At 56.8% G+C, this 22128-nt stretch carries 16 protein-coding genes; 9 read left to right on the top strand and 7 right to left on the bottom strand.

What is annotated here, in order from left to right; all coding sequences use genetic code 11:
* The first annotated feature begins 134 nt into the window (after positions 1 to 134).
* The 6 genes from dusB (at position 135) to KO499_RS05930 (ending at position 7162) form a co-directional block, all read left to right on the top strand.
* Positions 135 to 1133, top strand: coding sequence for a tRNA dihydrouridine synthase DusB (dusB, locus tag KO499_RS05955; protein ID WP_215982780.1), 999 nt, complete (start codon positions 135 to 137; stop codon positions 1131 to 1133).
* Positions 1130 to 1447, top strand: a complete 318-nt coding sequence (gene fis / locus KO499_RS05950) for a DNA-binding transcriptional regulator Fis (protein ID WP_215982779.1) — start codon at positions 1130 to 1132, stop codon at positions 1445 to 1447. The genes dusB and fis overlap by 4 nt, the downstream gene beginning before the upstream one ends.
* Before the next feature lie 85 nt (positions 1448 to 1532).
* A complete protein-coding gene (gene purH / locus KO499_RS05945) occupies positions 1533 to 3113 on the top strand; it encodes a bifunctional phosphoribosylaminoimidazolecarboxamide formyltransferase/IMP cyclohydrolase (RefSeq protein WP_215982778.1) in 1581 nt (526 codons plus the stop codon).
* A 12-nt stretch (positions 3114 to 3125) separates the two neighbouring features.
* Positions 3126 to 4412 carry a phosphoribosylamine--glycine ligase gene (gene purD, locus KO499_RS05940; protein WP_215982777.1) on the top strand — a complete coding sequence of 429 codons (1287 nt, stop codon included), beginning with the start codon at positions 3126 to 3128 and terminating at the stop codon, positions 4410 to 4412.
* Positions 4413 to 4539: 127 nt separating this feature from the next.
* On the top strand, positions 4540 to 5478 hold the full coding sequence (locus KO499_RS05935; protein WP_215982776.1) for an alpha/beta fold hydrolase: 939 nt from the start codon (positions 4540 to 4542) through the stop codon (positions 5476 to 5478).
* Positions 5479 to 5587: 109 nt separating this feature from the next.
* Positions 5588 to 7162, top strand: a complete 1575-nt coding sequence (locus KO499_RS05930) for a cation:proton antiporter family protein (RefSeq protein WP_215982775.1) — start codon at positions 5588 to 5590, stop codon at positions 7160 to 7162.
* 31 nt (positions 7163 to 7193) lie between these two features.
* Here KO499_RS05930 and senA read toward each other — a convergent pair whose 3' ends face one another.
* Both senA and KO499_RS05920 read right to left on the bottom strand, forming a co-directional pair.
* Positions 7194 to 8624 (bottom strand): selenoneine synthase SenA, encoded by a 1431-nt coding sequence (gene senA, locus KO499_RS05925; protein ID WP_323133323.1) that lies wholly within the window; start codon positions 8622 to 8624, stop codon positions 7194 to 7196.
* 79 nt (positions 8625 to 8703) lie between these two features.
* A complete protein-coding gene (locus tag KO499_RS05920) occupies positions 8704 to 10296 on the bottom strand; it encodes an isocitrate lyase (RefSeq protein ID WP_215982774.1) in 1593 nt (530 codons plus the stop codon).
* 478 nt (positions 10297 to 10774) lie between these two features.
* On the opposite strand from KO499_RS05920, the gene KO499_RS05915 reads away from it, so the two are divergent.
* Both KO499_RS05915 and KO499_RS05910 read left to right on the top strand, forming a co-directional pair.
* Entirely contained in the window at positions 10775 to 11446 is a 672-nt protein-coding gene (locus KO499_RS05915; protein ID WP_215982773.1) for a transglutaminase-like cysteine peptidase, read from the top strand.
* Entirely contained in the window at positions 11433 to 13346 is a 1914-nt protein-coding gene (locus tag KO499_RS05910) for an EAL domain-containing protein (RefSeq protein ID WP_215982772.1), read from the top strand. Before KO499_RS05915 ends, KO499_RS05910 begins: the two co-directional genes overlap by 14 nt.
* Here KO499_RS05910 and KO499_RS05905 read toward each other — a convergent pair.
* The 5 genes from KO499_RS05905 to KO499_RS05885 are packed head-to-tail and all read right to left on the bottom strand — an operon-like array spanning position 13343 to position 19712.
* Positions 13343 to 13678 carry a hypothetical protein gene (locus tag KO499_RS05905; RefSeq protein WP_215982771.1) on the bottom strand — a complete coding sequence of 112 codons (336 nt, stop codon included), beginning with the start codon at positions 13676 to 13678 and terminating at the stop codon, positions 13343 to 13345. The two genes, KO499_RS05910 and KO499_RS05905, sit on opposite strands and share 4 nt — an antisense overlap.
* Entirely contained in the window at positions 13668 to 14303 is a 636-nt protein-coding gene (locus KO499_RS05900) for a helix-turn-helix transcriptional regulator (RefSeq protein ID WP_215982770.1), read from the bottom strand. Before KO499_RS05900 ends, KO499_RS05905 begins: the two co-directional genes overlap by 11 nt.
* 2 nt (positions 14304 to 14305) lie before the next feature.
* On the bottom strand, positions 14306 to 15736 hold the full coding sequence (locus KO499_RS05895; protein ID WP_215982769.1) for an HlyD family type I secretion periplasmic adaptor subunit: 1431 nt from the start codon (positions 15734 to 15736) through the stop codon (positions 14306 to 14308).
* Positions 15733 to 17868, bottom strand: a complete 2136-nt coding sequence (locus tag KO499_RS05890) for a type I secretion system permease/ATPase (RefSeq protein ID WP_215982768.1) — start codon at positions 17866 to 17868, stop codon at positions 15733 to 15735. The genes KO499_RS05895 and KO499_RS05890 overlap by 4 nt, the downstream gene beginning before the upstream one ends.
* Positions 17869 to 17891: 23 nt before the next feature.
* Positions 17892 to 19712 (bottom strand): TolC family outer membrane protein, encoded by a 1821-nt coding sequence (locus KO499_RS05885; protein WP_215982767.1) that lies wholly within the window; start codon positions 19710 to 19712, stop codon positions 17892 to 17894.
* A gap of 451 nt (positions 19713 to 20163) precedes the next feature.
* Between KO499_RS05885 and KO499_RS05880 the strand changes: the two genes are divergently transcribed.
* Positions 20164 to 22128: retention module-containing protein (locus KO499_RS05880; protein ID WP_215982766.1), on the top strand; the 1965-nt coding region annotated here is incomplete at its 3' end.

Below are 22128 nucleotides of genomic sequence, written 5' to 3'. Positions count from 1 at the left end.
TTCAACGCCCAGCCCCTTCAATCACAGCCCACCCGGCGGTATCATTACCGCCCTTCGGATGCTGGGTCGGTTACTTATTGAACAACGACCCAGAGCCGACCTTTGCTTAACCCGCTGTGACACGGACTCAGATCATGCTGCCAACGGCAAAAATCGGGCCGTACACCTTGCCCAACCCTCTGATTGTTGCGCCGATGGCTGGCGTGACAGACCGACCGTTCCGACTTTTATGCCGGAGGTTGGGTGCCGGACTGGCAGTGTCAGAGATGGTCATAGCGGACAGCAAACTCTGGCATACGCGCAAGTCCCGGACACGCCTGAATCATGAAGGCGAACCGGAGCCCCGCTCGGTACAGATCGCCGGCGGAGACCCGCAAATGCTGGCCGACGCCGCACGTCAGAATGCGGAGTTCGGTGCACAGATCATCGACATCAATATGGGCTGCCCGGCCAAGAAAGTCTGTAACAAGGCCGCTGGCTCCGCGCTAATGAAAGATGAGGCCCTGGTTCGGGACATCCTGGAGGCAGTGGTCCAGGCAGTGGATGTTCCCGTGACCCTTAAAATGCGAACCGGCTGGAACCGGGACAACCGCAACGCGCTGGTCATTGCCCGGATGGCCGAAGAGGCCGGTATTCAGGCCGTCGCCATCCACGGCCGGACCCGTGCGGATAAATATGAGGGTAGCGCGGAGTACGACACCATCGCCGATGTGAAGTCGCGCATAGGCATCCCGGTGTTTGCCAATGGCGATATTACCTCGCCTGAGAAGGCCAGGGACGTGCTTCGCCATACCGGTGCCGATGGCTTACTGATTGGCCGCGCCGCCCAGGGCAGCCCCTGGATTTTCCGGGAGATCCGGCATTTCCTGGAGACCGGCAGCCACCTGCCGGCAGCTGAACTCGATGAGGTCGAAGAAATTCTGACAGAGCACCTGCAGGCATTGCATGCCTTCTATGGCGAAACCATGGGTGTTCGCATTGCCAGAAAACATGTGGGCTGGTACCTGCAGTCCCATGATCCGGGCAAACAGTTCCGCAAACGCTTCAACGCCATCGACGATGCGCTGGAGCAGAGAGACACGATTCAACAGTATTTTGACGGCTTACGAAATGGAGAGGTATTCGCAGCATGAGCGCTGAGACTTTGGCAAATGACACCCTGAGCACCCCGGCCAACGATGATATTCATCAGTTGCAGACGGTGAACAGCAGCGGAAACAGCGTCACCCTGCGCGACAGCGTTGAGGTTGCCCTGACAAACTACTTCGCCCAGCTGGACGGTGCTCCGGTCACCGAGGTCTACCAACTGGTGCTTTCAGAAGTGGAAGCCCCGTTGCTGGAACAAGTGATGAAATACACCCGCAACAACCAGACCAAGGCCTCCACCATGCTTGGCCTGAATCGCGGGACCCTGCGCAAGAAGCTGAAGCAGTACGGTCTGCTATAATCCAGACACCCTGATTTGAAGAGGGCCTCCCGGACACGAATTCGCGAGGCCCTTGTTCGTTCATCTCCAGCGAAGAAAGTGACCCATGGCAAACCAGGCTAACACCTCCGTCCGTCGCGCACTGATCAGCGTGAGTGATAAAACCGGCATCGTCGATTTCGGCCGTGCCCTGACCGAGCGCGGCGTAGAGCTGCTCTCGACCGGTGGCACCTACCGGCTCCTGAAGGAAAACAGCATTCCGGTAACGGAAGTCTCTGACTACACCGGTTTTCCCGAGATGATGGATGGCCGCGTCAAAACCCTGCATCCGAAGATTCATGGCGGGATTCTTGGTCGCCGGGGCACCGACGACGCCATAATGACCGAACACAGCATCAACCCCATCGACATGGTCGTGGTCAATCTGTACCCCTTCGAGGCGACGGTGGCAAACCCTGACTGTGATCTGCCAACCGCCATTGAAAACATCGATATCGGTGGGCCCACCATGGTTCGCGCTGCGGCGAAGAACCATAACGACGTCGCCATCGTGGTGAACGCCTCCGATTACAGCCGTGTCCTGAAAGAGCTGGATGCCAACGAGGGTCAGCTGAGCTACAGCACCCGCTTCGATCTGGCGGTCAAGGCCTTTGAACACACGGCTGGCTATGATGGCGCCATTGCCAACTATCTGGGCGGCCGCACGCCGGACAATGACAATGCTGACTTCCCACGCACCTTCAACGCACAGTTCGTGAAAGTCCAGGATATGCGCTACGGCGAGAATCCACACCAGCGAGCCGCTTTCTACACCGAGCGCAATCCGAAGGAAGCCTGTGTGGCCACAGCCAGACAGCTGCAAGGTAAAGAACTGAGCTACAACAACGTGGCCGACACTGATGCCGCCCTGGAATGCGTCAAGCCCTTCGCGGATCCGGCCTGCGTGATCGTCAAGCACGCCAATCCCTGCGGTGTTGCCATCGGAGCCGATATCCGGCAGGCCTACGATCTGGCCTTCGCTACCGACCCCACATCGGCGTTCGGCGGCATCATTGCCTTCAACCGGGAACTTGATGCGGAAACCGCCAAAGCCATTATCGACCGCCAGTTTGTCGAAGTGATCATCGCTCCCACCGTCGCTCCGGAAGCTGTGGAACTGGTATCCGCCAAGAAGAACGTCCGCCTGCTGGCCTGCGGTGAGTTCGATGGTGACCGTGCCCGCTCCCTGGACTACAAGCGTGTTACCGGTGGCCTCCTGGTACAAGACCGGGATCTCGGCATGGTCGCCATGGAAGATGTCAAGGTGGTCACCGAACGCCAGCCCTCCGAGCAGGAACTCAATGACCTGCTGTTTGCCTGGGAAGTGGCCAAGTACGTCAAGTCCAACGCCATTGTCTATGCCAAGGCCGGTCGTACCATTGGCGTCGGCGCCGGCCAGATGAGCCGGGTCTACAGCGCAAAAATCGCTGGCATCAAGGCCGCCGACGAAGGCCTGGAAGTGAAAGGCTCGGTCATGGCCTCCGATGCCTTCTTCCCGTTCCGGGACGGTATCGACGCCGCCGCCGCGGCTGGCATTAACGCCGTTATCCAACCTGGCGGCTCCATGCGCGATCAGGAAGTGATCGATGCAGCCAACGAACACGGCATCGCCATGGTCTTCACCGGCATGCGCCATTTCCGGCATTAAGGGGTTTCAAGCATGAATATTCTCGTTATTGGCTCTGGCGGCCGTGAACACGCCCTGGCCTGGAAAGCGGCGCAATCCCCACAAGCAGATCGCGTCTTCGTGGCACCCGGTAACGCCGGCACAGCCCGGGAAGCCGGACTGGAAAACGTCGATATCGACGTAATGGACCTGGAAGGCCTGGCCAACTTCGCGGCCACCAATAATGTGGGACTGACTATCGTCGGCCCCGAGGCCCCGCTGGTCGCCGGGATCGTGGATAAGTTCGAGCAGCGCGGCCTGCGGGTCTTCGGCCCCAGTGCGGGTGCTGCCCAGCTCGAGGGCTCAAAAGCCTTCACCAAGGATTTTCTGGCGCGCCAGAAGATCCCGACCGCCGGCTACGGCAACTTCACAGATGTCGACGAGGCCCTCGCCTACGTCCGCCAGCAGGGCGCACCGATTGTGGTCAAGGCCGATGGCCTGGCCGCTGGCAAAGGCGTGATCGTTGCCATGACGCTGGATGAAGCCGAAGACGCAATCCGGGACATGCTCGCAGGCAATGCCTTTGGTGATGCCGGCAGCCGAGTGGTCATTGAAGAATTCCTCGACGGCGAGGAAGCCAGCTTTATCGTGATGGTGGATGGCGAGAATGTTTTGGCCATGGCCACCTCCCAGGATCACAAGCGCGTCGGCGATGGCGATACCGGCCCCAACACCGGCGGCATGGGCGCCTACTCGCCTGCTCCCGTGGTGACTGGCGATGTCCATCAGCGCATCATGGATGAGGTCATCTACCCGACCGTGCGCGGCATGGCGGCTGAAGGCCATCCCTACAAAGGCTTCCTTTATGCGGGCCTGATGATCGATGGCAATGGCGCACCCAAAGTCATCGAATTCAACTGCCGCTTCGGGGACCCGGAAACCCAGCCGATCATGCTGCGGATGAAGTCCGATCTGGTCGAGCTCTGCGACGCTGCCATTGATGGCAAGCTGGACCAGTGCCCGTCCGAATGGGATGACCGCGCCTCTGTTGGTATCGTTCTGGCCGCGGGCGGATACCCTGGCAGCTACAATAAGGGTGATGCCATCTCCGGGCTGCCGGACACTGAAACCGACGGCGAAAAAGTGTTTCACGCCGGCACCCGACTCAACGGCGATCAGGTGGTCACCAACGGCGGACGCGTACTCTGCGCCACGGCGCTGGGCAGGACCGTCACCGAAGCCCAGAAACGTGCCTATGAGCTGGCCTCACGAATCCAGTGGGATGGAGCCTTCTATCGCAAGGACATTGCTTATCGGGCCATTGCTCGCGAGCAGTCGTGAACGGAGCCATCAACATTCCGAACCAGTACGCGAAAACAAGACCCGGTCATTGACCGGGTTTTTTTATGGCGTAATGTAAATACTTTGCCCAGGACATCGACAGGTCGCCAGCCAGGAGCTCCCCTTGATGCAACGCCCGGTTACACTGAACCTCCAGTTTGCTCTGATTATTGCTCTGCTTTTAAGTGCCTGCTCACGTCAGGACATTTACGAAACCGCCATTGGCTTTGAGCGATCGTCTGCAGGCCTTCAAGCGGCCACCGTGACTGTCGACAACCTGGAAATTGCTTACCTGAAAAATCACCAGCTGGTTAATGGCGATACCATTGTCATGATCCATGGTTTCGGAGCCAACAAGGATAACTGGACCCGTCTGGCCGGGCACCTGACCGACGACTTTAATGTCTATGCCATCGACCTGCCCGGCCATGGTGACAGTAGCAAACCCCTGGATATCGGCTACAGCCTGGAAGAACAGGCCGGTTATGTGTCACGAATTCTGGAAGCACTGGCGGTTGATAAGGCGCACATCATGGGCAACTCCATGGGAGGCGCGATTACGGCTCTCTATGCCGCGAATTATCCCGACAAAGTGGCATCTGCGGTACTGTTCGATCCTGCGGGCATCCTGGAGTATGAAAGCGAGCTGATGGACCTGGTGATGGAAGGAGACAATCCCCTGATTCCGAAGCAGCCAGGGGACTTTGAGCGCCTCATGGATTTTGCCCTGGAAAAAGAACCTTTTGTACCCTGGCCGATCATGGGTGTCATGGAAGAGCAGGCCATCGCCAACCAGGACGTCAACGAGGTCATTTTTGCCGCCATTCGCGATGCCGGTTTCGAACCTGACTTTCGCACCGCTATCACCCGCATCAAGGCACCGGTCCTGGTCATCTGGGGCAAAGAGGACCGCGTCATCAATTACCGGAACGGCAGAGTTTTTGCCGCCGCCATCCCGGATGCCAGGCTGGAACTGATGGAGGGTATTGGGCACGCGCCAATGGTCGAAGCGCCAGCCAGATCCGCAGAACTGTTCCGGGGGTTTATCGGGCAACCGGCCCAGTGACCTCTATCGGAATATAAGTAACCGCCTTCCACCTTCAGCGACTACATGGGCATGGTAAAACAGGGTAGTCTAACAATAATTGTGTTCTTAACGTTCAAGCCGGTATCTCATGCCTGAAGCGATCTGGATTACTTTTGCCTTCAGCCTTGGCTTGCTGGTCAAACTGGTCGGCTTGCCCCCCCTGATTGGTTACCTGGCCGCAGGCTTTGTTCTCAGCGGCATTTCAGAGGTCTCCGCCGTTGTGGTCGAAGAGACCGATGTTCTCCAGCACATCGCGCATCTGGGCGTTCTGTTGTTGCTATTTACCGTTGGTCTCAAGCTGAAGCTTCGCTCAGTCATCAGGCCAGAGGTCATTGGCGGAAGCCTGATCCATTTCGGTATCACGTGCGCAGTCTTCGCTCCGGGGATCTACCTGCTGATGGACCTTGATTGGCCAACGGCCCTGATGCTGGCCATCGCACTGTCATTTTCAAGCACCGTACTTGCTGCCAAAGTCCTTGAATCTAAACGCGAACTCCGGGCTTTCCATGGCCGGGTAGCCATTGGCATCCTGATCATGCAGGATCTGATTGCACTGGTCGTCATGAGCCTGGCGGCCGGCAAAACCCCGTCTGAATGGGCTTTGATTGTCTTCGGGCTACCCTTGCTGCGGCCTTTACTGTTCAGATTACTGGATGCCAGTGGCCACGACGAACTGCTGGTGCTCCTGGGGTTGCTGCTTGCACTTGTTGTCGGCGGGCTTGGCTTTGAGGCCGTCGGTCTCAGCTCCGAGCTTGGCGCGCTGGTTTTCGGGGCCATGCTGGCCAACCACCCCCGGTCCCAGGAGCTCTCCAAGTCGCTCTGGAGCGTCAAGGAAGTCTTCCTGGTGGGCTTCTTTCTGCAGATCGGTATAGGCGGCCTGCCCGATGGCGACGCACTTATTTTCGCTGTGGTTGCTGGCCTGATCCTGCCACTGAAAGGTATCCTGTTCTTTTTCCTGCTCCTGGCTTTCCGCTTACGAGCCCGCAGTGGTTTCCTGAGTGCTCTGGCACTGACCAACTACAGCGAATTCGGCCTGATTGTTGCCAGCGTGGCATTGCCGGAATGGCTGGTTCCGCTGGCCATTTCGGTGTCTCTTTCTTTCCTCTTGTCGGCCCCCATCAACCGGTTTGCACACGGCCTCTATGAACGCTATGCCCATGGTCTGGGGCGCTTCGAGAGCAGCAAACATCATCCGGATGAGCAACCGTTGTCACTGGGAGACAACCAGGTTCTGGTCATGGGCATGGGCCGCACAGGAACCGCTGCCTACGACTGGCTTTGTGCAGATCAGCCAAAATTGATCGGACTGGATTCCGATCCGGCAAAGACAAACCTGCATCAAAAAGCAGGACGCAACGTGGTTTTCGCAGACGCCGAGGACGCCTCCTTCTGGAATGGACTGCACATGCCTGCCGTGCACTCCGTTATCCTGGCCATGGGGGATATCGAGGGCAAACTGATCGCCGCCCGAATGCTTCGGAAAATGGGCTTTGATGGCTATATCGTGGCTCACACCATGTACGAGGATGAAGCGAGACAGATCCGGGAAGCCGGCGCAGATGAAGCCTATCTGACCATGAGCGAAACCGGCGTTGCACTGGCCAGCCACGTGGTCGCCAAGGCCCCCTCAAACACCTCCCCGGTTACCGGCCTGTCAGACTAGCGCGGCCGCCCGCCCCCCGGTACCGAGCGGTCTAAAGCGCACAGGTTCGGAAACCGGTATAGGCATCGTTACGCAACGGCAGATACGCCTGACGATAAGTGCCTCGAATCAGGCATGATGAGGTCGCACAACTGCCACCGCGCGTGACCTTGTGATCACCAAACTGCAGGGTCGACATGAATGGGTATACATCTACCTTGAAGCCGTCGTATGGCAAGAACTGGCTGCTGGTCCACTCCCAGACTGTGCCAGTCATCTGGCGGCAGCCAAAGGGACTGTCTCCATCCGGAAAATCAGACACCGGGCTCTGGGCCATGGCGCGTCCGTCCAGGTCAGCCCGTTGCTCATCCGGTGTTGAGTTGCCCCATGGAAAGCGCCTGAATGGCTCACCTGGCCTATTCCCCAGGGCCGCCACTTCCCATTCAAGCTCTGTCGGCAGGCGACGCCCAGCCCAGCGGCAATACGCCTCTGCCTCCCAGTAAGTCACGTGGGTGACCGGTGCATCCGGATTCAGAGACTGCCAGCTGTCGAATACCCGCTCCTGCCATTGGTCACCGTGCCAGCGCCAGTATATCGGGTGCCGGGGAGCGCGAAACAACGGCGCTTCAATGCCATGAACAAGGGCCACATCGGTTTCGGTCTGAAGCCACTTCTGGCCGCCAAACGACCAGAGATCGGGTTTTCGGTAGCCACCGTCCTCCACGAACGCCATGAACTGACGATTACTGACCAGGCATCTGGAAATGGCGAACGGGGCCAGCGTCACCGTAAAACCGGGTTTCTCATTATCGAACCCAAAGTCCTCGCCGGCATAGTGTTCCGACGCACCCGGCATACCAATCAGCCACTCTCCGGCGGGAATAACCGCATCGCCCTCCTGGCATACGCCCGGAGCTGGACGGTAAAAATCCGTGCCCGGGGGGGCCGGATAGCCGACCGTCTGGCGGCACCAGATCATCGATTCAATGTGCATGTTCTGGTGGTAGATCGCGTACCGGTATAGATACCGTGCCTGGTCGGTAAGGGGCTCTGTTCGTATCCTGTCGGCTACGCGGTCATAAATGAGGTTGAAATACTCGAGGGTTTTCTGGTGTCCGGGAAAGAGCTCCCGATTCCAACGGTCACGATGTTCGATATGAAATGAATCCCACAGATCGTCCATGGCCGGATCATGGCTGGGCGTGCCATCCAGAAGATTGAATACGAAAACCTCGTAGAAAAAGGCCGCATGCCCCATTTCCCAGAGGGGTGGGTTGACCCCGGGATGGTAAGGAACGTCCAGCAACTCAGGTGGCAAAGAGCCAACCAGATACTCTGTACGTTTTCGTGTCCAATTCAGTTGCTGGAGAAGTTCTGCCTTCGCCTGATCGATTCGCTCTATCGTTGTCACGCTCACCATCACCCGTCTCTCCGCAATCCCGCTACAGCATAGCAGATCCGGAATAATCAGAGCGTCAGACACAAAAAACCCCGCACGAAGCGGGGCTTTCTGAATTTGAAGCGAGCAATACTGCCCGCCTCAGCAACATCCGAACCGTCGATTAACCGAACTGGTTCATGGTGTTGTCTTTACCACCGGCCTTCAGGGCCGCATCACCAGCGAAGAATTCCTTGTGGTCGTCACCGATGTTGGAACCAGCCATATCCTGGTGCTTGACGGTGGCGATGCCCTGACGGATTTCCTTGCGCTGTACACCGGCAACGTAGGCCAGCATGCCTTCGTCACCGAAGTAGCCCTTGGCCAGGTTGTCAGTAGACAGGGCCGCAGTGTGGTAGGTCGGCAGCGTGATCAGGTGGTGGAAGATACCCGCTTCACGTGAACCGTCACGCTGGAAGTTACGGCACCACTCGTCGGCCAGCTGACCCAGCTCGGTGTTGTCGTACTCTTCGCCCATCAGCTTGGCGCGATCGTAGGCAGAAACGTCCTTGCCTTCTTCCTTCCAGGCGTCGAATACCTGCTGACGGAAGTTCAGGGTCCAGTTGAAGGACGGGCTGTTGTTGTAAACCAGCTTGGCGTCCGGCACCACTTCCTTGATGCGGTTAACCATGGCAGCGATCTGACCAACGTGGGGCTTCTCGGTTTCGATCCACAGCAGGTCAGCGCCGTTCTGCAGGCTGGTGATGCAGTCCAGCACAACACGGTCTTCGCCAGTGCCTGGCTTGAACTGAAACAGGCCGGAAGCCAGACGCTTCGGACGAACCAGCTGACCGTTCTGCTTGATGACAACGTCGCCGTTGTTGATGTCTTCAGCTTTCTCGATCACTTCGCCATCGATGAAGCTGTTGTACTGGTCACCCAGATCGCCCGGCTCTTCAGTAACCGCAATCTTCTGGGTCAGGCCAGCGCCCAGGGAGTCGGTACGGGCAACGATAACACCGTCATCAACACCCAGCTCCAGGAACGCCAGACGAACAGCGTTGATCTTGGACAGGAAGTCTGCGTGCGGAACAGTTACCTTGCCGTCCTGGTGACCACACTGCTTCTCGTCAGAAACCTGGTTCTCGATCTGGATGCAGCAGGCACCGGCTTCGATCATCTGCTTGGCCAGCAAGTAGGTTGCTTCGGCGTTACCGAAACCAGCGTCAATGTCGGCAATGATCGGCACGACGTGAGTTTCGTGGTTGTCGATCTGCTTGATCAGCTCTTCCGCCTTGGCGTTGTCACCAGCGTTCTCAGCTTCTTCCAGGGCGCGGAACAGGTGGTTCAGTTCCCAGGCATCAGCCTGACGCAGGAAGGTGTACAGCTCTTCAATCAGGCCGGAAACCGCAGTCTTCTCGTGCATGGACTGGTCAGGCAGCGGGCCGAACTCGGAGCGCAGGGCGGCAACCATCCAGCCAGACAGGTACAGGTAACGGCGCTTGGTGTTACCGAAGTGCTTCTTGATGGACAGCATCTTTTGCTGACCGATGAAGCCATGCCAGCAGCCCAGGGACTGAGTGTACTGGGCAGTGTCGTTGTCGTAGTTAGCCATGTCTTCCCGCATGATCTTCGCGGTGTACTTGGCGATGTCCAGACCGGTCTTGAACTTGTTCTGGGCGCGCATGCGAGCGGCGTGCTTCGGGTTGATAGCGTTCCAGGTCGGGTGCTGTTTCAACAGGGAAGCAATCTGGTCAACGTCGTTTGCGTAGGGCATGATCTCAATCCTTTCTACGTTGGTTTTCTTTATCTGTACGGAGCAGCTTTCTGCGACTTCCGAAGCCAACAACCTGCTCACTTTTTGAGCTAAGCGCTGACGTTGATGATTACTTTAGTGGTTTAAATTTTATAATTGAAATTTATATAATCTATTTTCGGCATTTTTTTGATGAATACCCAAAGAGCCTCTTTCTTGAGCTGGATCAACACACAAACAATAGCCGTCCCAGGCCACTCAGAACTCTCCCGGGTTGCCCATTGCACTGGCTCATGATCACTCGTTATCCGGAGGCCCCAGGCATTCAAGTTACAAACCCACTACTGACAACGAACGGACAGTGAGACACACTCTGGTTTCCGTTATTTGGCTCATTCGAGATCACATCAATCGAATTAAGTGGACGTCGATGGGCGTTGATGGCAACCGATTAATACTCAGGAAACTGAAAAGACCTAGCAGGTTACTGACTGCCATTATGCTGTGTCTGGCCCTCCTACCCCACCTCCCCCAGGCTTCCCAACGGCCGGTATTTGCAGCCATCGATTTTACTAAGGCCCAGTCGCAATGGCGCAAAAGTGGCCTGCAAGGCAGACAAGAGGTTCTCGAACAATGGCAATCCATGCTCCAGCGAGTGAGCACGCTGGATACCGCTGAGAAGCTAAAGCAAGTAAATGCTTTTGTTCACGACACACTCGCGTATCAACAGGACCTGTCACTGTGGGGACGTGAAGACTACTGGGCCACGCCTCTTGAAACTCTGGCAAAGGGCCGGGGCGATTGCGAGGACTTCGTCATCATCCAGTATGTCAGCCTGCTTCATGCCGGAATCAGCGATGATAAACTCAGACTGATCTACGTCCGGGCCAGGATTGGGGGGCCCGCCAGTCCGGTCACCCAACCCCACATGGTTCTTGGTTACTATCCCGAGCCCGGGGCAGAACCCATACTGCTGGACAGCCTGATAGAGGACATTCTGCCAGCCAGCGAACGCACAGACCTGACCCCCGTATTCAGTTTCAACAGCAGTGAACTCTGGGCCGGAGGAGTCGGCGCCTCGGCCGGCAGTTCCACTGCCCGGCTATCGCCTTGGCGAAACGTATTAAACCGAATGAAACGTGAAGGAGTGAGCCTGAATGTCTCTCGTTAAACAATTATGGCTGCTTATCAGTTTTCTGATATTTACTGCCTTTGCCGCCAGCCTCGCTGGCAGTTTGCTTTCCGCGCAGGGCTATTATCAGGAACAGCTGTCGATCAAGAACATTGATAATGCCAACTCTCTGGCGATCACACTCTCCCATACGGAAAAGGAGCCCGCCCTGCTCCGTTCGTTTCTGGACGCCCAGTTTGCCACCGGTCACTATCAGAAAATTCAACTTACCCTTCCGGGAAACAAGTCTGTAGAACTGACAGGCCAGGTTGAAAGCAGTGACTCGCCAGCCTGGTTTCAATCACTGCTTCCGCTAGACATTCCCGCTGGCCATGCAACAGTCACCGATGGTTGGGTGAACTACGGCAGCCTGATTGTTGAAAGCGACACCATCCACGCCCAGAACTCGCTGTGGACAACCGCACAACGGCTTTTCACATGGCTGCTGATTGTGGCCGTGCTGGCAGGACTGGGCGGAAGCTGGCTGGTGCGGCGCATAAGCCAGCCTCTGAAGGGCGTAGTAGACCAGGCAGAAGCCATCGGGGATAAGCGGTTTGTGGAGCTAAAGGAACCGACCACCGATGAGTTCCGGCGTGTGGTTAAAGCCATGAACACCCTATCGGGTCGAGTGAAGACGATGCTCGAGCGGGAATCACAGGCTTTGGCCGATATGCGCAAGAAAGCTCTGAACGATGCGGTGACAGGCGTCGCCAACCGAGAATTTTTCATCAGCCGGTTGGACGGGCTCATCAGTGAGTCAGACGAAGACACGCGACACACTTTGATTCTGACAAGAATATCGAACCTGACCCACCTGAATGCCGAGATTGGTCATCAAAAGGTTGACGAAGCTCTCCGGGACTTCTGCCTGAGGTTATCGGACATTCTTAGCACCAGCGGGCTGCATTTCACGGACCTGTTTATGGGCAGGCTCAATGGTTCCGACTTCGGCATTATTCTGACCGACTTTGATGACACTAATGAGCTTGGCAAGCGCCTGACAACGGCCGTTCCCGGACTGTTTGATCGCGACGGCGAAGCCGCACCAAGCTGGTCTGCCAGTGTTTTCGATACCCGCGTCAGCCGCTCTGAAATTCTGATGAAAGCTGACCACCTACTGGCTCAGGCAGAGCAGGATCAGGAACATATCGCAGTGGACGCAGGAGCCGAGGGCCCCATTCCATTCCAGAGCGCACAGCAATGGCGTGAAGCGATCAGTGGGGCTGTCAGCAACGAGAATGTTCAAGCCGTTCTGCATCCTTTGATTCGTCCAGATGGAAAGGTCATTCACCGCGAGGCAAAGGTTCGCCTGAAGCTCAACAACGAATGGCGTGCAGCGGGCTTCTTCCTGCCCTGGAGTCGACGCCTGTCTCTGACACCGTTAGTTGATGCCGCCATGCTGAAGCATCTGATGGCGACCCCTGAACTACTTGGCGATACGCCGGTGATTGTGCATCTGGCGCCCCAGAGTCTTGGTAGTGAACAGGCACGACGCCATCTTCTGGCCAGTTTCCCAGCTTCAGGGCAACTGCCTGGAGAATTACATTTCGAGGTGCCAGAGTCGGTCCTGAATCTGGACGATCAGTCTTTGCGCTCATTCATTGAAGACATTCGACGCTACGGCTGTCGGGTTGGCGTTAGTGGCGTCGGCCAACATCTGGAAAATCTACCGAAAATCCGGGAGCTTGGACTCAGATATATCAAAACCGATTCCGCCTACGCCCAGCGACTGGCGTCTGATCACAGCACCCGTCAATACATGCAGCGCCTGACGGGCATGGCCCACGGGATCGGCCTGCCCATCTATCTGGCAGGAGCGAACTCCCCGGATATAGTTCTGGCTGCATGGGAACTGGGATTCGATGGTGCTACAGGGCCGGGAGTAGACGCCGTCAGTTAGTCGAAGTCGAAGAGATCGTCGCCGTGGATGTCGATAAGGTTCAGGTTGTCGTCATCCCTGCGCATGGACTTACGTTCCATGAGTTTTTTCTGAGCTTCGGGCGGCAGGTCGGTAAAGCGAATAATCCCCTTGGAGGAAAGCAGGTCCACCAGATCTTCAATCACCCGTATCAGCGAGGAATCCGACTCCCGGAAACGCCGGGTTGCATCAGGATCGACCTTGTCTGCCAAAAAGCTCTGGAGTTGCGGGTCTGTCGGGTCAATTTCTTCAAAACCGTCCAGATAGTCCTCACTGGCCGCCACAATCCGGTGTTCGTTGCGTTTAACGTACATTTTCCCCTCCGCCTGCCGGACGCTGCCCGGTAACCAACAACATCAGTTGCATGCGATCTTTAACACCCAGCTTCCGAAAGACAGCCCCCATGTGTTCTTTGACAGTTCGCTCCGTTATGCCGAGGGATTGGGCGATGGCTCGATTGCTTTCACCTTTGGCTGCATAGCGGGCCACTTCATGCTCCCGCGCTGTGAGCATCGAAAGATCCGCCTCCGTGCCCGGATGTCCGGTTTGATCCAGAGCACCAGAAACCAGGCGCAGAAGCGATCCCAACAGCTCTTCGGGAAACCACAAGCCACCAGAGCCTACAATCTCTGCCGCCTGCCGCATGACCCGTGCGTTCGCAAGGGCCGGCAGATAAGCCCGCGCACCGCAGGCCAGCGCACGATTCATTTCAGTGGGGTCTGGGAGTCGGGTCAGCAGAAGGACGCGACTGCCGGTGTCTGACCAGCGCTGACACAGGGTTTGCCAGTCTGGCACGTCCGCGCTCAGCCACAGCAACGAACCTTTCTGGGGCGCGGTCTGAAACTTCGAAACCTCACACGGATGGGCGTCCGGGAGTACCCGATGCCAATGATCAAGCGGCGCGAAACGGCGGTCGTAAACAAGAAACGACAAAGACATGATCAGCGTTCACTCATTGCTTGAGACGTCGCCCGGACAACGGGCTTCAAGAGATAGTTCAGTACCGTTTTCTTGCCCGTCAGGATATCCACCTGTGCAGTCATACCCGGAATAATTGACAGTTTGTCCGAAAATCCCTCGGCTTCTGTCCGCAAGCGAATCAGGTAAAACGTGTTGTCCTTCTCATCGGTGATGGTGTCAGCACTGATGTGCTCCACAGTCGCTTCAAGGCCGCCGAATACGGCAAAATCATAAGCGCTGAATTTCACAATGGCTTCCTGGCCTTTTCGGATGAAGGCAATGTCTTTGGGCGAGATTTTCGCCTCCACCAGCAATTCGTCGTTCAGTGGCACGATCTCAACCACATCCTGCCCCGGCGCAACAACTCCACCCTCGGTTTTGGCAAACAGCCGCTGGACGGTTCCATCCACCGGCGAAACAATCTGTGTTTTGCTGACCCGGTCATCAAGGCCTTCCAGAACATCACGAATGGCCGCCAACTCGCTGATGGACTCTGACAACTGCTGACGCCATTTGTTGGTCATCACCAATCCCGTTTCTCGGATTTTTGACCGGGCCTCGGTGATTGCCGAACCGGCACGGGATATGGCGGCGTTCGCCTGATTCACTTCACCGCGTGCGTTACTGATTTCCCGCTCGAGCTTGATCAGATCGACTTCCGAGACGGCGCCGGAAGCTACAAGCGGGCGTTTAAGCTCCAGTTCCCGCGAGGCCAGATTCAGAACCTCCTGATACTGCGTGCGTGCAGATTCCGCTTCCCGAAGATCAGCCTGGCGCTGTTCAAGCTGCTGCTGATAGATCAACCTTTGCTCCTGCAGCTCCTTACGGCTGTTCTCAAACAGAGACTGTTGGACATCAACCAGCTCCGGAGCGGTTTCCCCAAACTGGGCAGGAAACTGAATTTCCGTACCCTCAACCAGCGCCCTCAAGCGCACGATATCGGCTTGCAATGCCAACTCACGGGATTTCTGCTCTGCCAGGTCCGACGCAAACCGGGTCGATTCAATGCTTACCAGCAGATCACCCTGAGTTACCAGATCCCCTTCCTGCACAGCGACCTCTTCCACAACGCCGCCATCGAGTGTCTGTATAACCTGTAGCTGGCTTGAGGGGATCACCTTACCCTCACCCCTGGCAACTTCGTCTATCGGCGCCAACGCCGCCCAGATCAGCAAGGCCACGAACGCAAGAAACACCATCCAGAGAAGGCCACGGGCACTCATCGGTTCCTGCTGCACCCTGGCCCACTCGCTGTCGACCTCCCAACCGCCGGTGTCAGGCACGCTCAACCAGCGTCCGAATACCCGATCAAACAGACCTTCGGATTTTCGGCCCATACGGTCGCTTCCGCGACCTATACCATGAAAGCCTTTCTCCGCCAGGGTCCGGTGCGTTTTTTTCTCGTCGCTCATGACGCCCCCCGGATTTTTCCCTGGCGCAGCGCTTCGATAACCGTTTCTTTGGCACCATCGGCCACAACCCGCCCGGCATCGAGGACAACGATGCGAGTGGCAAGCTCCAGCAGGGACGTTCGATGGGTCACCATTATCACAGTCTTCCCTTCCGAAGCCTTGGCTAGACTGCGCTTGAAATGCTCCTCACTGGAATGATCCAGTGAGCCACTGGGCTCATCCAGCAACAGAATTGGCGGATCTCCGACCATCGCCCTGGCAATCGCAACCGACTGGCGCTGACCACCAGACAGGCGCTGACCACCCTCACCCACCTGCAAGTCAAAACCTTCCGGATGAGCGTCGACAAACGCCTTTAGCCCGCTGATTTCCGTTACCCGCAGTAACTCTTCATGGGACACTGGTCTTGATAATGTAATGTTTTCGCGCAGGCTGCCGTAGAACAGCTCTACGTCCTGAGGCACATAGCCAATGTTGCGACGCAACTCAGCCGGGTCCAGCTGACGCAGGTCAACGTTATCAACACTGATGCTTCCGGAACCTGGGTGATACAAGCCAAGCAACAGACGCTGAATCGTACTCTTACCAGACCCGTTCTTGCCCAGAATCGCCACTCGCTCGCCGGCTTTCAGCTTGATTGAAGCACCGGTCAAAGCATGATGCCCGGACTCCGGATACTGGAATTCAACATCGCGAAACTCAATATTGCCTTTAAGAACCGGGCGGGAGACCCAGCTTTTTCCTGCCGGCCGCTCCTGAGGCGTGTCCATGATCTCATCCAGCGCCCGCAACGCGGTGGAAGCCTGATGATATTGGGCCAGTAGGCCCGCTGCCTGACTGACCGGTGCCATGGCCCGGGATGACAACAAGTAGGCCGCAATCAATCCGCCCTGGGTCAATTCACCCGCGATGATGAGGTACACACCAAGGATGATGATGGCAACAGACACCAGGTGTTGGCACCACTGGGCACCATTCTGGATGGTGGAGGCAATAAACTTCAGTCGGGCACTGACATTACTGATATAGAGCGACGTGCGCTCATAGGAACTCTGAATCCTGCTTTCCACTCCAAAGCTCTTTACAGATTCCAGATTCGACAAACCTTCGACCAGCGTTGCGTTTCGCTGAGAGCCCGCCGCCATGCTTTCTTCTGAAAGTGCCCTCAAACGCCTCTGTGCAATTGATGCGTATATCACCAGACCAATTGCGCCCACAATCACCGGCACACCCAGAGGCCAGCTGATCAGCATGATCACACCAAGGAAAAGCAGCACGAAGGGGAGATCCACAAGCCCGACGACGGTCATCGAACTGACAAAAGACCGAACCAACTCAAACGACTGCACGTTGGCCGCAAAAGAGCCTGCCGATTGCGGCCGATGACTGAGGCTGAGGCCGAGTACGCGCTCCATGATGGATGATGAAAGTTTGGCGTCAGCCCGACTGGCGGCCAAATCAATAAACCAACCCCGCATCAACCTCAGAGTCAGATCCGCTGACAGCGCAATGATCAGCCCCACAGCCAGTACCCAGAGAGTGTGTGTGGCATTGTTGGGGACCACGCGGTCGTATACGTTCATGACAAACAACGGCATGGCGACCGCGAACAGATTGATCATCAGCGCGGCAATGCAGATATCACGGTACAGGCGGCGGTTCTCTGCGATAACGCTCCAGAACCAGTGCCCCTTCCTTACCTTGGTCGTCTTTTGTGAGCGCTGATCCAGCAGGAACTTCGGGCGGCAGTAGATGACATTCCCGGTAAAATCCTCAGCCAGCGATTCTAAAGGAATTTCAGCATTCGATTCCGGCAGCTCAGGGTAGATGAGCGCTGCGGTTCCCTTTTCGTGATCGATACCGCTAACAATGCAGGCCCGGTCATCCCTGAGCAGCAAAACCGCAGGGAGCAGCGCGTCATTCAGGCGGGTTAGTGACTGGTATTCGATATGGCTGGCGAAGCCCAGACGGGCAGCGGCCCGCCCAAAACTTGAGGGCGAGAGGCGCCCCTCGTCGAGGGGCAACCCAAAGGTGATACTTTCCGCAGAAGCTGGCTGACCATGAAACTTGCAGATAACCTGCAAACAGACCAGCAGGTGATCGGTGTGACTCGCCTTCTCAGTGTGTTCCACCCTGAATCCTATTTATCGAGGCATCAATGGGCCTCTGAGTGTTTGCCCGGGACGCGGATTGTCAGGTCTGCGCGACGATTAGCGCCCAAAGCCGCCTCAGACTGTATGGAAAAGCGAGGCTGGTAATAGCCCTGGCCGGTGGCCGTCATCTGCGACCGCTTCACGCCGAAATCAGATGCCAGACGATTTACAACCGCCTCGGCACGACGGACGGACAACGACTGATTGTAGCCCGGCGGCCCCACTTTTGAAGCATGACCGACAACGATCAATTCTGCTTCCGGATTGCTGGCCAGCACGCGCCCGATTTCCTCAATCAAATCATCGCTTGCAGAAGCAATACTGGCAGAGTCATTGGCAAATTCAACAATACCCGTCCGAATGACTTTCATCTCAGCCGAAATCGCGCAACCGTTCAGGTCGACCTGGACACCAGGCGGCGTTTCCGGGCACTGATCCTTATAATTCCTGACACCGTCACCATCGTCATCCAGCAACAGCGAGACCGAGCTGTCCAGCGGCACAGGTGGGCAGGCGCTCGCGGTGACGGTCAGTGGTTCTGCGCCCAGCTCTTCAAGAGTTGGGAGTCCGCTACGCACCAGACCAAGCGATGTCACCAAGTGCCCCATACCGGCCTGCACGCGGGCTACGGCCAGCCGACGGTCAAACAGTGCGTTCACATAGGCGCGGCTGGCATCAAAGTATTCGTTTTCTGCGTCCAGCAGATCCAGCAGCGTGCGCTCGCCGATGTCGAACTGATCCTTGTAAGCCGTCCGGACACGTGCCGATGACAAGCGATGATTGTTCAGCACCGGGATCTGGGTTTCCAGGTTACGTACATCATTATAGGCAATCTGGATTTCCTGACGCAGGTCCACACACGCCTTATCCCGCAAATCCTTGGCAACATTCACCTGGTTGTATGCACTGCGAACTCTGGCTCTGTCGGAGCCGCCACGGTACAGGTTCATGTTCAGTTCAATGCCAACGCGGCCCTCGGTTTCCGAGTTATCAAACCCCAGGTCATCAAACGAGCGATGGCCATAACTGGCAACCAGATCCAGACGTGGTTGGTAGCCGGAGCGATTCTCACGAACGCCTGCCTGGGCAGCCTCGATCTCCCGGTGGGCTGCGCGGAAGTCAGGATTGGCCTCGTAGGCAATGGTCAGTGTTTCAGCCACTGTGGCTGGCAAGAGGTCCGCACCCAGGCGCACCTCACCCATTTCGGCCGGCGGCAATTCGCCAACAATGCGCAGGTACCGGGCTTTCACATCGTGAAGATTACTGGCCACGGTCACCAGATTGGACTCCGCAAGCGAGAGACGACCACTAATCTGTTCCAGATCTGCCGCTCTTGCAACACCGGCCTGAGCACTACTGCTCACCTGCTGGTAGACATCCTGATGAGTTTCGAGATTCTGACGCGCCAGCTCCAGAAGTTCACGCTGACGAGTAACATCCAGATAGGCACGGAGCGCTTCCAGTGATGTGTCTTCAATGCTGGATAAAAGCTCAAAATAGGCCGCCAGTTTTTGCTCTTCAAAGCGCTCAACAGAACTGCTCGTCTGAAAGCCATCGTAAAGCATCTGGGTCAGGGTAATCTGGCCATTGTAGCCATCAAATTCACTGACGGACTCATAGTTACGGTGTTCAAAACCGTAGCGGGCCTGGGCATCAATAGACGGGAGGTAATCTCCGAAAGCCGCATCCTTATCATCGCCTGCAGACAGGAACTGATGCCAGCTGGCACGCACTTCCGGGTTGCTTTCAATCGCGGTCTGAATCGCATTGGTTACACCTACGCCAACGGACAGGCGTTCTGCCGTTACCTGCGATGCGGGCATCTGACCTGCTTCATCAGGGGCAGCATGCGCTGACGCCGGGACCCAAAAACCAAAGGTAACCCCTAACACGGTCAACGCGCAGCTGATCCGTTTTACCATATATACCCTGAACAAGATTCGAACCTCCAGATCCAATATCGTGCAGCCGTCAACGCGACATCGCTGGGTTCATTTTTCAGCGATGACTAATGACACGAGCCAACTACAAGAAAGTTGCAGACGATAGGTGATGCGTTACAAGTTTAAACAAACCGACGAAAAATCATACCATTTTACATTTGTTAACAGTAATTTACATTTGTGACCCTGGAATCGTCCAAACCTGTACCCCAGTCCAGTATTCAAGTCGTGACCACAACGGTAACGTACCGGCTCATCAAAAATTTAAGTGTCGTCCGTACTTATACCGACGTCGAATTTCCGATTACCGCCTGCCTGTGAGGGGCCCCGTATGAGCGTCACCGTTGCCATTGTTCTGAACACCACCGGGAAAGCCTGGGCGGAAGCCCCGGATGGAAGCCGACGCCTGCTTGAGACCGGCGATGCCCTGCGTGCTGGCGATATTCTGATAACCGAAGACAACGCCCGGGTCCTGCTCGACTTCGGATACAGCAACACCGCCACTATTGATGGTGGTATCCGCATTCTTGCTTCCGCTGAAATGGCACCTGATTTTAACCCGGCGGTCGACGATACCAGCGTGGCGCAAGACAGTGTGGCGGAAGCTCTGGCTTCTATCGAGGCGGCTCTGGGCAGCTCCCTTGACGACATTGATGCGCCAGCGGCAGGCCTCGATGGCGGCAGCGCCGGAGGTAGCAGCTCGGTACGTCTGGCCCGCATTGTTGAAGGTACCAGCCCCGCTGATCAGAGCATTGCCTATAACTCAGTAGAATCGAACCGTCAGTCAGACGTTAACGGAGACGGCACCGAAACTGACGCTCTGCCACCAGGCACCATTGTTATCGACAGCCTGTCGCAAGGGTCAGGGGTTGCACCCAACTTCACGGCTACCGGTTCAGTAACCAATCTGGCACGAGGCTCCTCCGTAGAGATCACCCTCACCGATCAGGATGGAAACACTCTGGTTCAGACCGTGACTCCGGGATCAGGCGGTCAGTTCACAGCCGTCTTCTCGGATTTCACTGACATTGTCGACGGCCCCGTTTCCGTTCAGGCAACCGCTACCGGCGCCGACGGCGTTCCCGTTTCCGATTCTGCCGACAGCACTCTGGATATCACCACGGGCGCTCTGGATGTCACCATTGACGGTATCGATAATGCCGCCAATACAGCGGAGCTTTCTGGCACCACAACAGACGTGGCTCCGGGTGAAACCGTTAACATCTCGATTACCGACGCAAATGGAAACGTTGTAAATACCACAGCCATCGTTGGCACTGACGGCTCCTATGACGTGCCGGATGTCGATTTATCGGGCCTGGTTGACGGCACTATAACCGTTGATGCGTCTGGTACAGACCGCAATGGCAATCCCGTTTCCGATTCCGAGACCGCTACCCTGGATGCGCTACCCGGCGACCTGACACTTTCCATCGACAATATTGACAGCACCGACGGAACCATCGATCTGTCCGGCACCACGACCGATGTCGTTCCCGGCGCGACCGTTACCATTACCATTACCGATGCCGATGGCACCGTGGTGAATACCTCGGCGATCGTGGCCAGCGACGGCTCTTACTCCGTTCCCGGTGTGGATGTGTCCAGCCTGGTGGACGGTACGGTCACGGTGAACGCCTCCGCTACCGACCGTAATGACAACCCCGTATCGGATTCCGGGACCGGAACGCTGGACGTCACCGCCGGCACCCTCAGCCTTTCCGTTGATAGCGTGGACGACACGAGCGACACCGTCGATCTGTCCGGGACCACCGAGGATGTTGCTCCGGGCAACTCCGTCACCATCACCATCACCGATGCTGACGGCACTGTGGTGAACACCTCGGCGATCGTGACCAGCGACGGTTCTTACGCCGTTTCCGGTGTGGATGTGTCCACCCTTGTGGACGGCACGTTCACGGTGAACGCCTCGGCCACCGACCGTAATGGCAATACTGTCTCCGACTCGGGAACAGGAACACTTACCGCACCGGTTGGCGACCTGACACTGAGCATCGACAATGTTGACAGCTCCAACGGAACCATCGATCTCTCCGGCACGACAACCGAGGTGACGCCCGGCGACCTGGTTACTATCACCATCACCGATGCCGATGGTTCTGTCGTTAACGTGTCGACAATGGTTGCCAGCGATGGCTCTTACTCGGTTTCCGACGTGAATGTGTCCAGCCTGGTCGATGGCAGACTCACCGTTACCGCCTCGGCCACCGACCGTAATGACAACCCTCTGTCAGATTCCGGAGTTGGAGTGCTGAACGCCACCACCGGCACCCTC

This window comes from Marinobacter sp. F3R08 (assembly GCF_018860425.1).
Classification (GTDB): domain Bacteria; phylum Pseudomonadota; class Gammaproteobacteria; order Pseudomonadales; family Oleiphilaceae; genus Marinobacter.
Note: the sequence above shows the minus strand (reverse complement) of the source record. Positions and strands in the feature narration are given on the sequence as shown.

Coding starts and splice junctions, on each gene's coding strand:
- purD (WP_215982777.1), top strand. CDS start 3,126: ATGAATATTCTCGTTATTGGCTCTGGCGGCCGTGAACACGCCCTGGCC.
- fis (WP_215982779.1), top strand. CDS start 1,130: ATGAGCGCTGAGACTTTGGCAAATGACACCCTGAGCACCCCGGCCAAC.
- KO499_RS05920 (WP_215982774.1), bottom strand. CDS start 10,296: ATGCCCTACGCAAACGACGTTGACCAGATTGCTTCCCTGTTGAAACAG.
- KO499_RS05915 (WP_215982773.1), top strand. CDS start 10,775: ATGCTGTGTCTGGCCCTCCTACCCCACCTCCCCCAGGCTTCCCAACGG.
- KO499_RS05910 (WP_215982772.1), top strand. CDS start 11,433: ATGTCTCTCGTTAAACAATTATGGCTGCTTATCAGTTTTCTGATATTT.
- purH (WP_215982778.1), top strand. CDS start 1,533: ATGGCAAACCAGGCTAACACCTCCGTCCGTCGCGCACTGATCAGCGTG.
- KO499_RS05935 (WP_215982776.1), top strand. CDS start 4,540: ATGCAACGCCCGGTTACACTGAACCTCCAGTTTGCTCTGATTATTGCT.
- KO499_RS05900 (WP_215982770.1), bottom strand. CDS start 14,303: ATGTCTTTGTCGTTTCTTGTTTACGACCGCCGTTTCGCGCCGCTTGAT.
- KO499_RS05895 (WP_215982769.1), bottom strand. CDS start 15,736: ATGAGCGACGAGAAAAAAACGCACCGGACCCTGGCGGAGAAAGGCTTT.
- dusB (WP_215982780.1), top strand. CDS start 135: ATGCTGCCAACGGCAAAAATCGGGCCGTACACCTTGCCCAACCCTCTG.
- KO499_RS05930 (WP_215982775.1), top strand. CDS start 5,588: ATGCCTGAAGCGATCTGGATTACTTTTGCCTTCAGCCTTGGCTTGCTG.
- KO499_RS05905 (WP_215982771.1), bottom strand. CDS start 13,678: ATGTACGTTAAACGCAACGAACACCGGATTGTGGCGGCCAGTGAGGAC.
- KO499_RS05885 (WP_215982767.1), bottom strand. CDS start 19,712: ATGCCCGCATCGCAGGTAACGGCAGAACGCCTGTCCGTTGGCGTAGGT.